Below are 14,911 nucleotides of genomic sequence, written 5' to 3'. Positions count from 1 at the left end.
GTTTAAGGAGAAGTTTGATGAGTGAAGAAACAAATAACGAGACAGTTATTGATTTACGACAATTAGGAGCATTGTTATGGAAAAACATTTGGGGAATTTTGATCTGGGGAATTCTAGGTATTATTTTGGCTTTAGGGATTTCGTTTGTTTTTATGACTCCCAAGTATAGTGCAACTATTGATCTGTTAGTAAATCAAAAAGTTGATAATAGTGCCTTGCAATATAACGCTCAGCAAGCTGATTTGCAAGCTATCAATACTTACAAAGACGTATTGACCAAGCCAGTTATTCTTACACCAGTTTTAAAACAGGTCAAACAGCAAGATAATTATACAGGTTCACTGAGTAGTCTGGAAAATTCAATTTCAATTACTAATGAAACTAATTCTCAGGTAATCAGTGTTACTGTCACTGATACGAATGCTTATACAGCAGCCGATTTAGCTAATACGATTGGTAAAGTGTTTAGTTCCAAAATTAAAAAAATGATGAAAATTAATAATGTAACAGTGGTTACTGAAGCTAAAGCTGACACGACACCAGTTTCGCCTAAAATTAAATTGAATATTTTGATTGGTTTCGTCTTAGGGCTATTAGTTGGAATTGCTTTGATTGTTATTCGAGATTTACTTGATACGACTGTTCGTGATGAGAAATTCTTAACTGATGAGCTTGGAATGACTAGTTTGGGCTTTATTAGTCATATTAGTAGTCATACCAAACGCCATGCAGTTAACGTTGTAATTTCGGAAGACTCTCACTTTAGCCGACGTCGAGTTTAGGAGGCAGTTTCATGTATAATATTTTTAAATTAGGTAAGAAAGCTAAGCCATTATCAACTGATTCAATGGAGAACGGTGTGCATATGATTGCGGCTGCTGCACCAAATTCAGTTATTTCTGAGCAGTTTAAAACAGTCAGAACAAATATTCAGTTTTCAAATGCAGATGCTAGTTATCGAACTTTAATGTTGACCTCTTCAATTGCTTCAGAAGGAAAATCAACTGTAGCGGCAAATTTAGCTGTCACTTTTGCGAAGCAAGGTAAACGGACATTGTTAGTTGATGCAGATATGCGTCGACCAACAATTAATGCGACTTTTAGTATTAGCAATCCTAAGGGTTTAACTAATTTTTTGACAGACCGTGAATTTGATGTTAATAATGCTATTTATGAAACATCAATTCCTAATTTATACGTTATGCCAAGTGGTCCAATCCCGCCCAATCCGGCAGAATTATTAAGTTCTAAGCGGATGGACAGTTTAATCAAGGCTTTATCAGATCAATTAGATTTGGTAATTTATGATGCTCCTCCAGTTCTATCAGTTACTGATGCGCAAATTCTGGCAACTAAAGTGGATGGTGCTATTTTAGTTGTTCGTAAAAACATCGCCGAAAAAGAAGCAGTCAAGCATTCAATAACAGCCTTAAAACAAGTAAATGCGAAGATTATCGGAACAATTTTAAATGATGTTGAAAATGCTGGTGGGAGTGGATATTATGGCTACTACGGATACGGTTATTACGGAAAGTCTGACAAAAAGCAAAAAACTCGTTGATCTGCATTGTCATTTGTTACCGGGAATTGATGACGGTTCTCCTGATTTAGTACATTCATTGGAATTGGCAAAAATGGCGGTCGCAGAGGGTATAACTCATATTTTAGCTACTCCACATCATTTGGACGGAGATTATGTTAATCATAAAGTGGCTGTTTTCCAAGCTGTAGCTAGTTTTCAAAATGAATTAGACCAAAATAAAATACCGTTAATAATTTTTCCCGGTCAAGAAGTTCATATTAATGGTGATTTAACGGAAAAATATGATGATTTGTTGGGCATTGATGAACAAAAACATTATATGCTGATTGAGTTTCCTCATGGTAGTGTGCCAGAATATGCTAAAAGGCTTTTCTTTGAGCTTCGAAAGCTTGGAACAACGCCGGTAATTGTGCATCCAGAGCGTAATCATGGTATTCAAGAGAATTTGAATCTTTTATATGATTTTATAAGTGAAGGGGCTTTAGCACAACTAACGGCTACTAGTTACATTGGCGGTTTTGGCGAACATGTTCAACAAATTTCGGAAAAAATGGTTAACCACGGATTGGTTCAGATTTTTGCATCGGATGCGCATGCACTTAAAGGAAGACAGTTTGCATTAAAAGAAGCGATGCTGAAATTGCGTGAATTTAATGGTCAGCAGATGGTCGATCAATTTGAAACGAATGCGGAGAATTTATTAAATGGACTGCCTGTGGTTGCTCATGGCTATTCAAAAATTGAAGTAAAGAAAAAAAGAAAGTTTTGGTTTTTTTAAATAATTTTTAAAATTCAGGGCTTGTTATGGTTCCGCTGATTTCGTATACTGATTTCGGTGGTTCTTTTATTTTAGAAAAGTTGGTATAAAATGAAAAATATAAAATTAATTGATCGAACTGTCTTTAAATTCATTCTAGTTGGTATCATTAACACGGTTGCTGGAATGGCAATTATGTTTGGCTGTTATAATCTGCTACATTGGTCATATTGGTGGTCTTCAGCAGCTAATTATGTTATTGGAAGTATTTTAAGTTTCTTTTTAAATAAATATTTTACGTTTCAAAATACTGAAAGAAGTTGGAAACAAATATTTACTTTCACATTGAATATCTTAATATGCTATTTTCTAGCATATGGCTTAGCTAAACCGATCACATCACAAATTTTTAGTAATTTTAATAGCTCTTTACGTGATAATATTGCAATGCTAATTGGGGCAATTTTGTTTACAGCACTTAATTATGTAGGGCAAAGATTTTGGATTTTCAAAAAATGATTTTGTTTATTTTGGGGGTTTTATAAGAAATGGTAAAATGTGGATTGTTGACAATCATTGTACCATGTTACAATGAGGAGGCAGTTTTACCTGAGACGGTCAAAGAATTAGGAACTATTTTAGAGAATTTAATCAAAAAGGGGAAAATTGATCCTGCAAGTAAGCTTTTGTTTGTGAATGATGGCAGCCAAGATCGAACGTGGCGATTAATCACTGATTTTGAGAAAGATTTTGATTTTGTAACTGGTATTAAGTTTAGCCGAAATTTTGGACATCAAAATGCTTTGTTAGCGGGAATGACAACTGCAGTTGAGCATTCAGACATGGTGATAACGATTGATGCAGATTTACAAGACGATGTAACAGCAATTTATGAAATGGTTGCCAAATATAATCAAGGCTTTGATGTTGTTTACGGAGTTCGTAGCAGTCGACAAACAGATACTTTCTTTAAGCGAAGATCTGCATTGGCGTTTTATAGTTTAATGAAACATATGGGAGTTGATATGGTTCCTAATTCAGCAGATTATCGATTGATGAGTAAAAGAGCGGTTACCGCTTTATTAAAATTCAAAGAAAGAAATTTATTCTTGCGTGGAATGGTGCCTTTAGTTGGATACCCGTCAGCTAAGGTTCTTTATGAAAGAAAAGAAAGATTTGCCGGTGAATCTAAGTATCCTTTAAATAAGATGATCAGATTTGCTTTTGATGGAATATCATCGTTTTCAACTGTTCCAATTCGAATGATTATGTCATTAGGCTTTTTAGTTATTTTGATTAGTGTTTTTTTACTGATTTTTACATTAGTTCAATGGATGCGTGGTGCAGTTATCTCTGGTTGGTCTTCATTAATGATTTCCATTTGGTTTTTAGGTGGAGTTCAATTGGTATGTGTGAGTGTTATTGGAGAGTATGTGGGAAAGATTTTCAAAGAAACAAAACAACGACCACGTTTTACAATTGAAAAAGATGATTTCACACCAAAATTTAAAAAATAAATGATTCATAAAAATGATTATTCGAAAATGAATAATCATTTTTATTTTATATAAGATGTTTATTTAATTTCGAAATTGCTTTATAATTACTTTATAAAAAGCCAAAAAAAGGGGAATTATTTTGAAAAAACAAACTCTTGAAAAATTAATTAAATCTGAAACAACTATTCAATCAAAGCATTATCATGATGTTTTACATACATTTCTGGCGGGAATGGTGGCTGCCGGAGTTTTATTAACTATTTCCTCAAACACTCCAGTTCATGCTGCAGCAAATGACACTAATGATGTTAAGACCAGCTTAACTATGAGCTCAAGTAACTCAAGTTCAAGTGATCAAGTTACATCAAGTTCGGTTAGATCAAGTTCAGAATCAGCAAACTCTGCTACTGATGAAGAAGATACCAACAAATCAACAGATAGTACAGCTTCTTCAAATGCATCTAAGGCAGAATCAGTTAGTGATTCTAAAACATCACAAGATGCGCAGCAAACTAGTGCAAATTCGCAAAGTAGCAGTCAAGTTTCGAGCTCAAGTTCTTCAGCAGTATCTTCAAGTGAAACCGTAACAAACAATAGTTCAAGTAACGAAAATAATGTGGTAGCTGAAAATAGTTCAAGTGTTGCTAGCACAGCCCTTTCGACAAAAGATCAAAATAATTCAGCCGTAACGAATAAAAAAGTTCTTGCTGCAGCAGATACTCAGGTAGATTCTTGGGAAATTGGTGATGCTAGTCGACCTCGTGTAGATGCAGTTGATGTTTCTTCCTATCAAGATGGGATGACACAAGCTAACTTTAATGAACTAAAAGCTAAGGGTGTTAAAACAGTTATTGTCAAAGTAACCCAGGGGAATAATTATACCAATCCGTACGCTAGTCAAGAAATTAATTACGCGCAAAATGCCGGACTTAATATTATGGTTTATCATTATGCTACTTTTAATTCAACAGATTCAGCTAAACAAGAAGCTAATTATCTTTTACAGGAATTAAATACCTTAAATTTAGCCAAAACAACCCGGATATTTGCCGATATGGAGGATGTAGGAACATCCTCCGATGATGTCAAAGATAATTTATTGAACTTCTTTAATGTTTTAAATGCTGCTGGATATACTGATCACGCGGCTTATGCTTACCTTAATTACCAGTATTTAGCTCAAGTGATTGCTGCAGTTGGTAAACAAAATATTTGGCTAGCTCAATATCCATACACTCCATCAGCTAGCAATTTAAAAAACACCGATTATGGTGCATGGCAAGACAGTTCTCAAACAGAACTGTCAGGTTATGATGGCTATTTAGATTCTTCAATTGACTATAATGGGTTAGTAGTTTATCAGACTGCAAACAATGGTTTTATTCACCAAGATGCAAATGTTTATTATTATGAAAACAATACTAAGGTAACTGGTCAGAAAAAAATTAATAACTATTGGTATTATTTTGATGATGCTAGTGGTGCGATGGTGACCGGTTTTAAATCAATTGCTAACCAAAATAAGACGGTTTATTACAATAGCAATGGTCAAATGCAATATGGTCAGCAACAAATCAACGGCTATTGGTATTTATTTGATAGTATTCTAGGATCAATGAAGACGGGTTTTCAGTATATCGCAAATCAAAACAAGACGGTCTATTATAACAACAATGGTCAAATGCAATATGGTCAGCAGCAAATCAACGGCCATTGGTATTTGTTTGATAATAATCTAGGATCAATGAAGACGGGTTTTCAGTATATCGCAAATCAAAATAAGACAGTCTATTATAACAACAATGGTCAAATGCAATATGGTCAGCAGCAAATCAATGGTCACTGGTATTTGTTTGACAATACTACTGGTGCCATGAAGACGGGTTTTCAGTATATCGCAAATCAAAACAAGACGGTCTATTATAATAACAATGGTCAGATGCAATATGGTCAGCAGCAAATCAACGACCATTGGTATTTATTTGATAGTATTCTAGGATCAATGAAAACGGGTTTTCAGTATATCGCAAATCAAAACAAGACGGTCTATTATAACAACAATGGTCAGATGCAATATGGTCAGCAGCAAATCAACGGCCATTGGTATTTATTTGATAGTATTCTAGGATCAATGAAGACGGGTTTTCAGTACATCGCAAATCAAAATAAGACGGTCTATTATAATAACAATGGTCAGATGCAATATGGTCAGCAGCAAATCAATGGTCACTGGTATTTGTTTGACAATACTACTGGTGCCATGAAGACGGGTTTTCAGTATATCGCAAATCAAAACAAGACGGTCTATTATAACAACAATGGTCAAATGCAATATGGTCAGCAAAAGATCAATGGTCACTGGTATTTGTTTGACAGTACTACTGGTGCTATGAAGACGGGTTTTCAAATAATTAATAATCAAAACAAAATAGTTTATTATGCTAATAATGGTCAAATGCAATATGGCAATCAAGTGATAAATGGACAGCATTATAACTTTGATAACATAACTGGAGCACTGGCTAATCAATCAAGTATCAGTTTAAAACTATATAATGCTCATTTTGCAACAAAAACTTCGCAAGTGGTAGTAACTGTCGCGAATTATCGAACGTCAGCAAGTGTTTACTTATACAGTAAAGATAAAAATGGAATCTGGGTGCAAAATTGGCAAACTAATGGATATGTTGGTGGAAGCGGAGTAGGTGAAGCTCATGAGGGCAGCTCTCGGACTCCGATTGGAGCCTATTCGTTAGGATTTGCATTTGGAACACATAGCGGGGTTATGTCAAGTCTTGGGTATCGAAAAATTGATAGTAAATCTTATTGGATTGAAGATGTTAACGATAGTCAATATAATACCTGGCAAGAACGTTCATGGTCAAAATCCCCAAGTGAACATCTGATTGATTACCAAGTTCAATATGAATATGCAATAGTTATTAACTATAATATGAACCCAATTGTAAAGGGTAAAGGATCGGGCTTCTTTATTCATGTTGCTAATGGTCATGCAACAGCTGGCTGTGTCTCAATACCACGTGGTCAGGTAATAAGTTTGATTGAAACCCTTAAATCAGGCGCCTATATCGTAAACGTTAATAATATTAATCAAATCTCAAATTATTAGTGAATAAATTTACTTTATGATTCTAAATCAAATTATATTAATTTTATTTTAAAGGGAGTTATCCAGTTTTGTGCTGGATAACTCCCTTTTTAGTTCTTTGGTACTCGATTAATTTAGTTAGATAATTTATTATTTTTATTTTAGTTTGAATGGTTTAAAATTACATTGTAATTTTACTAACAAAAGGGGTTTAGACAATGTGGGAGAAGAAAGTACACTATAAAATGTATAAAGCGGGTAAAAATTGGATTTTTGCGGCTTTAATGGCTGGAATTTTGCTTGGGGGTATTTCAAATCTAACAGATGCTTCAACTGTAAGAGGTGATACGGTTTCTAGTGCTGTTCAAGCTGAAACAAGTAGTTCTGAAACTAGTTCAGCAGCTCAGGTATCTTCAAAGACAGATAATGAAATGGCAACAGAAAAATCAGATTCGGATAGTTCTTCTTCAGCTGATTCAGTTAAAGATGTCAGTTCAAGCACAAATCAGAAGAATTCAACTTCTGCAAGTACGGCTAAAACAATCATAAGTGAAACTTCTTCAAGTCAGCAAGTGACAGATGATAAAAATAGTACATCAAGTTCAACTGCTGATCAACAAAGCAATGCGATCCAACAAAGTGATAAAAACGTTACTTCCAATGCGGTAAATAAAAGCACGATCGGAACTGAAAAAACAACTTCATCTCAAAATGATAACGTTAAAAAAGTCATGGCGATGGCACTTAAAAATGACAGTTCAAAGCAAATCACTAATAATTATCAACAAAAGAAAATAGGTAATTATTGGTATTTAGTTGACGATTCCGGAAAATATTTGGTTGGTTTCCAGAAGATTGCTAATCAGCATAAGACAGTTTACTATGCTAACAATGGTCAAATGCAGTATGGGCAACAACAGATAAATAACGCCTGGTATTTATTTGATAATACAACCGGAGCAATGCAGACTGGTTTCCAGAAGATTGCTAACCAGCATAAGACCGTTTATTATGCTAACAATGGTCAAATGCAGTATGGGCAACAACAGATAAATAACGCCTGGTATTTATTTGATAATACAACCGGAGCAATGCAGACCGGTTTCCAGAAGATTGCTAATCAGCATAAGACAGTTTACTATGCTAACAATGGTCAAATGCAGTATGGTCAGCAGCATCTAAACGGTCACTGGTATTTGTTTGATCAAAAGACTGGTGCGATGCAGACCGGCTTTCAATTTATTACTTCACAAAATAAGTTAGTCTATTACGATCCTACCGGTAAAATGCAATATGGACAACAACTTATTCATGGAAAAAGGTACGACTTTAATCAAAAAACAGGCGCTTTGAAAGTATTACCCGGTCAAAATTTAATTGATGGTCATTGGTATTTATTTGACAGTCATGGAACAATGCAAACTGGTTTTCAGAAGATTACTAACCAGCATAAGACCGTCTATTATGCTAATAATGGTCAAATGCAATATGGTCAGCAAGAAATCAATAATCATTGGTACTTATTTGATGCTACAACCGGAGCAATGCAAACCGGATTGATCGAATTAACAAAGAATCAAACACCTGACGGACCAAAGACAGTTTATTACGCCAATAATGGTCAAATGCAATATGGTCAGCAACGATTAAATAATCATTGGTACTTTTTCAAGGAAAATACTGGGGCGATGCAGGTTGGTTTTGTTTCGTTAACAAAACAAGAAACAAGTGATGGGCCGAAGACAGTTTATTATAATTTGCAAGGTCAAATGATCTATGGTCAACAACATCTAAACGGTTACTGGTATTTGTTTGACGAAAATAGTGGTGCTATGCAAACTGGTTTTAAATATATCTCACAGCAAAATAAAACAGTTTATTATAATTCACAAGGTCAAATGCAATATTCTTGGCAGAAAATTAATAATGATCAATATTACTTTGATCCAGTTAACGGATCAATGGCAACCGGAAAAGTTAAAATTGCTGGAACGACTTTTGATTTTTCAAATGAGGGTAAGTTAGAAAGTTTAATGGCTTTCAGGAATCTTTTAGCTCAGCAAATTAATGAAAAATTGAATCAAAAACTAGATGTTAATTGGCAAAATACTCAGGATAACTATTTAGCATTTTCGTTACACGATGTAGCACAATTAGTTGCGCAAGGAGACCTTAATGCAACTGATCAAGCTGTTGAACAAAATTTATTGGAAAATGATAATCTAACAGGAACTGTGGCAGTTTACACAACTGATATAACTGGAGATACTGTTCAAATAGCAGCTGACAACGGCACAACTGACTTTATGGATTGGTATCAAGATCAATTGAAGGATACTAACTGGCAAGCTTTAGGTGTTGGCGGAATTATAGACGTAGCTAATAAAAACAGTTGGGTAGCAGCGTATGTTTTATATCGTCCGGGACAAGACACTGCTAATCAAACATCTTCTGTTACTTCGAAAACTAGTTACGAAATAACTGCTACCTATAAAAATGCTGGCGTAACTAATGATGTAACTGAACCGCTTCAAGCTAAACAGTCAGTCAGTTCGTCTGATTTGAACTTAACAACAACAATTCCTGAAAAATTATTACAAGGAAATTCAAATAGTGAGTTCAGCCAAACTGATTTAGAAAATATTTATCAAACACTTTCAGGCAGTTCAAGCGCAATTGAAGGAAATAAAACTTATTATGATAGCCAAGGTAATCCGTATCATTATGAATTTTGGTTAGCTGGCCAGTCAGCGACCGACAAGGAAAATAATTTTGTGTCAATTAACACTGGGAAAAAATATGGTGATCAATTATTAATTCAATTAACTGCAACGCTTGTTTGGGGAAAACCGGTGAGCTCAGATTCGACAACAACTGCTACTGGAGTACCAACGAGTTCAATGACAGCTGATCAGATTACGGCAGCATATAAAAATGGAACAGATACTGGTTTGCGGTATGAAGGTGTTACAGTAAAACCGATTGCTGGTATGACTGATGATACAATTCGCGGGGTTGATATTTCAAGTTACATTGCTTTGCAAAATGCGGGTGTTCAATTTTACGACTACAATGGTAAGCCAGCAGATTTAGTTCAAGTTCTACATGAAGCAGGTGTTAATTATTTGCGTCTGCGTCTATGGGTTGATCCACTTAATGCTGAAAACCAGACTTATAGTGGTGGAGCTTCAGACGAATATAATGAATTGCAAATTGCGAAAGAAGCTGCAAAATATGGAATGAAGGTTTTGCTTGATTTCCAATACTCTGATTTTTGGGCTGATCCAGGTAAGCAGGTTGTACCAAAAGCTTGGGAAAAAGAAAATTCTGCTGAAATTGCTGAATCAGTATATTTGTATACCAGAAAAACAATTTCTGATTTCAAAGAGACGGGTGTAGAAATTGGAATGGTACAAATCGGAAATGAAATTACGAATGGTGTTCTGGGAATTATTGCTAGTCGTGATGCAAATGAGTCTTATACTAACATTTGGAATGATAACCAGAAGGCGGGAATTATAAGTTCATATTTAAATGCCGGTTCGAAAGCTGTACGTGAATTAGCACCTAAAGCAAAGGTAGTTATTCAACTTGAAACACCAAATGTTCAAAAATATTCAACGATAATGACTGCCCTAAAGAATAACAATGTAGATTATGATGTTCTTGGCTCTTCTTATTATCCTTTTTGGTCAACCAATGATAATAATGGAAATGGTTTGGGTAAAGGTGCAAATACTCCAAATAATCTAGAAGCTGTTGAAAAAATGGTGAGAGATAATTTTGGTAAAGAATTTGTAGTGCTTGAAACAGGTTGGACAAATTCATTACAGGATGCTGATGGAACAGGAAATTCTATTGGTTCAAATCAGTCTTCATATGCCTATGAGAACAGTCCTCAAGGCCAAGTTGATGAGTTAGAATCTATGTATCAGGCTATTGTAAATCAAAATGGTTTGGGTGCCTTCTATTGGGAACCAGCATGGATTCCAGTTAAAGCAGGCTGGTCAAATTGGAGTTATAATGATGAAATGTCTGATTTGTATGGTACGGGTTGGGCTTCAAAATATGCTGTTGGGTATGCTCCAAACAATGTTATGTACTACAATGGAAAGCCAGCTTGGGGTGGAACAACTTGGGATAACGTATCGCTTTTTGATGATTTAGGATATCCATTGCAATCATTGAATGTTTATAAAGGAATGTTATCCGGATATCAAACGCCAACAACATCGACTTCAAACATTAATTTGCAAATTGACAGCATCTACGACAATGGCGTCAAACTAAAAAATGGTACCCTTAAGGTAGGGGATGTTTTGGCAACCAATGATACGAATTTATCTAGTGGTGTTTCAGATTCAGCTTTAACAGGTAAATGGGAATCGAAAATTGGAACGACGCAATTGAACAAAATTGCAGCTCAACTTAATGGCAACTCCACTGCTATAATTGACAGTCAAACTTATTATTCAACCGATGGACAAGCTTATCATTACGAGTTTTGGTTGAGTGAGGGTCAATCTAGTGAACAGAAAGAATGGAATTTTGTTAATGACAATCAAAATGCTCTATATGGTTCAACATTAACTGCTCATGTTTCAGCTAGCTTGGTTTGGGGACCAGCTAAACAAGAATTAAGTTAATAGTTGATGAAAAGAAGAGTTGCAAATTTAAATTGCAACTCTTTTTTTATAAGTCTAAATTCGTGAAAAAATAAAAAATGTTTAGTATTATATTCTATAAGCGCTGATTTTCACAATAGTTACTTGGAGGCAGATTTAAATGGTAAATTTTTACATCGGTAATTCAAACGTTGTTACAGCTATTCCAAATGATAAAAAGCCAAAATTCTTTTCTTTTGGAATTCCTACTTATACAAACTTAGGTGATCAAGCTGTTTCATGGGCACAGAAAAGATACATCGAAAACGAGTTTCCTGAGTATGAATTTATTGAGATTTTGGAAGAGGACACTGAAGCAGCAATCAAAGAGATCCAAAAAGTAATTCAACCACCAGACATCGTGTCGTTTGTCGGTGGTGGTAATATGGGGAGTTTATATTTAGATCATGAAATTGCCAGAAGGAGAGTTTTTGAATCTTTTACAGATAATTTAACTATTTCTTTTCCACAATCAATTCATTTTGAGGAAAACCAACATGGTGAAATTGAAAAGAAGAAGAGTCAGGAAGCTTACGAAAAAAATCCTAATTTATATTTGGTAGCCCGTGATGCTCAAAGCTATCATCGAATGCAACAGACTTTTAAGAATCATGTTTTATTTACACCAGACATGGTTTTATATCTTCAACCTAAAACCTTTAATGAAGGACGTTCAGGTGCACTATTCGTTTTTCGGCAGGACAGTGAAAAGGTGGTTGACGATCAATTGATTTCTTCTTTAAAGAAAGTTTTGGATAATGGTAAACGGTCAATTGAACAAACGGATACCGTTTTGGATACGGTTGATCGGATTACTCCAGAAAGTCGGCGGAAGCTTTTTAAAGATGAACTTGAATTATTTTCTAATCAAGAGATAGTGATCACTGATCGTTGGCATGCGATGGTTTTTTCAGTTTTAACAGGTACTCCTTGTTTATTATTTGGTAACAGTTACGGAAAAGGAAAGCACGCTTACTTTGATTGGCTTGAACATATTGACTGGATTGACTATACTGACGAAGATGATCTTGAACGATTAACGCCACAGATTAAACATTTATTGACACTGACCAAGCATCCATATGATGTTAGAAACGATTTTAATCAGTTGGACAAATTAATAGAAAATCATTCTAAGAAGTTTTCAATTAACAGATAAAAAAGATTTCCACCTGAATTTGAGTATAATTTTTACTTGAGTTCAGGTGTTTTTAGTTATTAAAGTAAAATTTGAAAAATGGAGTGGTTGAATGTTTACATTATTAACTGAAAAAGAGTTGTTTATTAAAAGATAAAAATACAGCTTAAAATAAATTCGACGATTAACAATAATTTTTTGAAAATAATTTAAATGATAAAAGCTTAATAACATTTTCTAAAATTAATCAAACACGACTTTAAACATTTCTAGAAATAGTCGATATAAAAATAAGGTGTCTTTTAAGATCTTTTTAATTTAAGTCAAAAGGGAGATTATTGTATGTCGGAAAGAAAGAATAGATATAAAATGTACAAAGCTGGTAAGAATTGGATTTTTGCAACTGTGACCTTAGTAGCTTGCATTGCTTCAGTTGGATTCTTTTCAGAAACAGTTGCAGCAGATACTAATTCCGTTTCATCAGCCATGAGTTCAAGTACTTTGTCATCTAAAGATCCTTCGGTTAATGAAAAAGTAATAACAAGCAATTCAGAAAGTTCAGTGAATCAAAATACTTCATCACAGCCAGCAGTGACAAACTATGATTCAGCAACTAGTGTAGCAACGGATATGCAACAAAGTACTAAGGAAACGATTAACCGTAATTCGACGACGTCAATGGACAATAAAAAAACAACTACAGCAACAACAGAAGAACAAACAGATAATCCAACAAACAACGAATCAACTCTGGATAGCTCTGCAGACAAGCCAAAATTGTTTGCGACAGAAAAGTCTTCCACTATTGCAAAATCAACGTTAACCAACAAAAAGTCTCAATCTCAAAATCCTAATTTAATGACGGATTCCGGTGAAAAAACTGCTAAGACTCAAGCAATTAAGCAAACACAACCAGGACTAGTTCAACTTTATCAAAATGGACATTGGTATTTAGTTGATTCAGCTACCCATAAGAATCAAATTGGTTTTCAAAAAATAAAAGAACAAAATAAGGTAGTGTATTATGCAACGAATGGTCAGATGCAGTATGGTCAACAATATTTAAATGGGTATTGGTATTTGTTTGATGGAGTAACTGGTGCAAGGAAGACTGGGTTCCAATACATAAATAATCAGCATAAAACTGTTTATTACAATAACAATGGTCAGATGCAGTATGGTCAACAACATTTAAATGGGTATTGGTATTTGTTTGATGGAGTAACTGGTGCAAGGAAGACTGGGTTCCAATACATAAATAATCAGCATAAAACTGTTTATTACAATAACAATGGTCAGATGCAGTATGGTCAACAACATTTAAATGGTAACTGGTATTTATTTAATGGAGTAACTGGTGCGCGTCAAACTGGTTTTCAGTATATTGGTGATCAGCATAAAACTGTTTATTACAATAACAATGGTCAAATGCAGTATGGTCAACAACATTTAAACGGGTGTTGGTATTTATTTGATAATGTTACAGGTGCGATGAAAACTGGTCTTTATTATATTGACTATCAACATAAGGTGGTTTATTATGCTGGAAATGGTCAGATGCAATACGGCTTGCGCTCAATAAATGGCACTGAATTATATTTTAATCATACAACTGGTGCATTGGAAATGAACACAAATATTGCTAATTTTTTTAACAGTATTGCAACAGCTGCCCAACAAGCTTCGAGACGTTATAATTTATATCCATCACTAATGATGGCGCAAGCTGCCTTAGAGAGTGGTTATGGTGATAGTACATTAACCAAGAATGCTCATAATTTATTTGGCGTGAAATATTCAGGTCAGGGCAGCTATGTAACTATGCCAACGATAGAGTATTATAACGGGCATAAATATTCTGTGGCAGCAAAATTTCAAGCTTATTCGTCGTACTATGATTCGCTTGAAAGATACGCCCAGCTAATAGCGAACAGTTTCTATAATTCGAATCGAACGCATTCAGCAAATGTTGCAACTGCTGCCAAGAATCTTTATCACGGTAAATATGGTAGTTATGCAACTGATCCTCAGTATGCAGACAAAATCATTAACATGATTAACCTATACGGATTATTAGCATATGATAACTCTGAATTCTAAATTTATTTCAACTATTTCCAAGGATTGAGTCCATTTTTGGGTTCTAAAATTAGCAAATCTAATTTTAGAACTTTTTTAATTTTTAAAACACTTAAACTTCA

At 34.5% G+C, this 14,911-nt stretch carries 9 protein-coding genes; all 9 read left to right on the top strand.

The window, feature by feature from the left end:
* Positions 1-17: 17 nt before the first annotated feature.
* Positions 18-782: a YveK family protein gene (locus G6O73_RS04505; RefSeq protein ID WP_057886110.1), complete on the top strand. Its 765-nt coding sequence runs from the start codon at positions 18-20 to the stop codon at positions 780-782.
* An 11-nt stretch (positions 783-793) separates the two neighbouring features.
* The gene (locus tag G6O73_RS04500; RefSeq protein WP_057886109.1) at positions 794-1,561 is read left to right on the top strand and encodes a CpsD/CapB family tyrosine-protein kinase; all 768 of its coding nucleotides are present in this window, start codon (positions 794-796) and stop codon (positions 1,559-1,561) included.
* The gene (locus tag G6O73_RS04495; RefSeq protein WP_057886108.1) at positions 1,503-2,321 is read left to right on the top strand and encodes a tyrosine-protein phosphatase; all 819 of its coding nucleotides are present in this window, start codon (positions 1,503-1,505) and stop codon (positions 2,319-2,321) included. Before G6O73_RS04500 ends, G6O73_RS04495 begins: the two co-directional genes overlap by 59 nt.
* A 90-nt stretch (positions 2,322-2,411) precedes the next feature.
* Positions 2,412-2,819: a GtrA family protein gene (locus tag G6O73_RS04490; protein WP_057886107.1), complete on the top strand. Its 408-nt coding sequence runs from the start codon at positions 2,412-2,414 to the stop codon at positions 2,817-2,819.
* 29 nt (positions 2,820-2,848) lie between these two features.
* Positions 2,849-3,817: a glycosyltransferase family 2 protein gene (locus G6O73_RS04485; RefSeq protein WP_057886106.1), complete on the top strand. Its 969-nt coding sequence runs from the start codon at positions 2,849-2,851 to the stop codon at positions 3,815-3,817.
* Positions 3,818-3,938: 121 nt separating this feature from the next.
* A complete protein-coding gene (locus G6O73_RS04480; RefSeq protein ID WP_157056689.1) occupies positions 3,939-6,929 on the top strand; it encodes a GH25 family lysozyme in 2,991 nt (996 codons plus the stop codon).
* A 197-nt stretch (positions 6,930-7,126) separates the two neighbouring features.
* Positions 7,127-11,554 (top strand): glycosyl hydrolase 53 family protein, encoded by a 4,428-nt coding sequence (locus G6O73_RS04475; RefSeq protein WP_083478515.1) that lies wholly within the window; start codon positions 7,127-7,129, stop codon positions 11,552-11,554.
* Between the two features lie 139 nt (positions 11,555-11,693).
* Positions 11,694-12,731: a polysaccharide pyruvyl transferase family protein gene (locus G6O73_RS04470; protein WP_057886104.1), complete on the top strand. Its 1,038-nt coding sequence runs from the start codon at positions 11,694-11,696 to the stop codon at positions 12,729-12,731.
* Positions 12,732-13,052: 321 nt separating this feature from the next.
* Positions 13,053-14,810, top strand: coding sequence for a glucosaminidase domain-containing protein (locus G6O73_RS04465; protein ID WP_219935211.1), 1,758 nt, complete (start codon positions 13,053-13,055; stop codon positions 14,808-14,810).
* Positions 14,811-14,911 lie beyond the last annotated feature (101 nt).

Origin of the sequence: Liquorilactobacillus nagelii DSM 13675 (assembly GCF_019444005.1) — a bacterium.
Classification (GTDB): domain Bacteria; phylum Bacillota; class Bacilli; order Lactobacillales; family Lactobacillaceae; genus Liquorilactobacillus; species Liquorilactobacillus nagelii.
The sequence above is the reverse complement of the archived record's forward strand: the minus strand, read 5'-3'. Positions and strand labels throughout refer to the sequence as shown.

Coding starts and splice junctions, on each gene's coding strand:
- G6O73_RS04505 (WP_057886110.1), top strand. CDS start 18: ATGAGTGAAGAAACAAATAACGAGACAGTTATTGATTTACGACAATTA.
- G6O73_RS04500 (WP_057886109.1), top strand. CDS start 794: ATGTATAATATTTTTAAATTAGGTAAGAAAGCTAAGCCATTATCAACT.
- G6O73_RS04495 (WP_057886108.1), top strand. CDS start 1,503: ATGGCTACTACGGATACGGTTATTACGGAAAGTCTGACAAAAAGCAAA.
- G6O73_RS04490 (WP_057886107.1), top strand. CDS start 2,412: ATGAAAAATATAAAATTAATTGATCGAACTGTCTTTAAATTCATTCTA.
- G6O73_RS04485 (WP_057886106.1), top strand. CDS start 2,849: ATGGTAAAATGTGGATTGTTGACAATCATTGTACCATGTTACAATGAG.
- G6O73_RS04475 (WP_083478515.1), top strand. CDS start 7,127: ATGTGGGAGAAGAAAGTACACTATAAAATGTATAAAGCGGGTAAAAAT.
- G6O73_RS04470 (WP_057886104.1), top strand. CDS start 11,694: ATGGTAAATTTTTACATCGGTAATTCAAACGTTGTTACAGCTATTCCA.
- G6O73_RS04465 (WP_219935211.1), top strand. CDS start 13,053: ATGTCGGAAAGAAAGAATAGATATAAAATGTACAAAGCTGGTAAGAAT.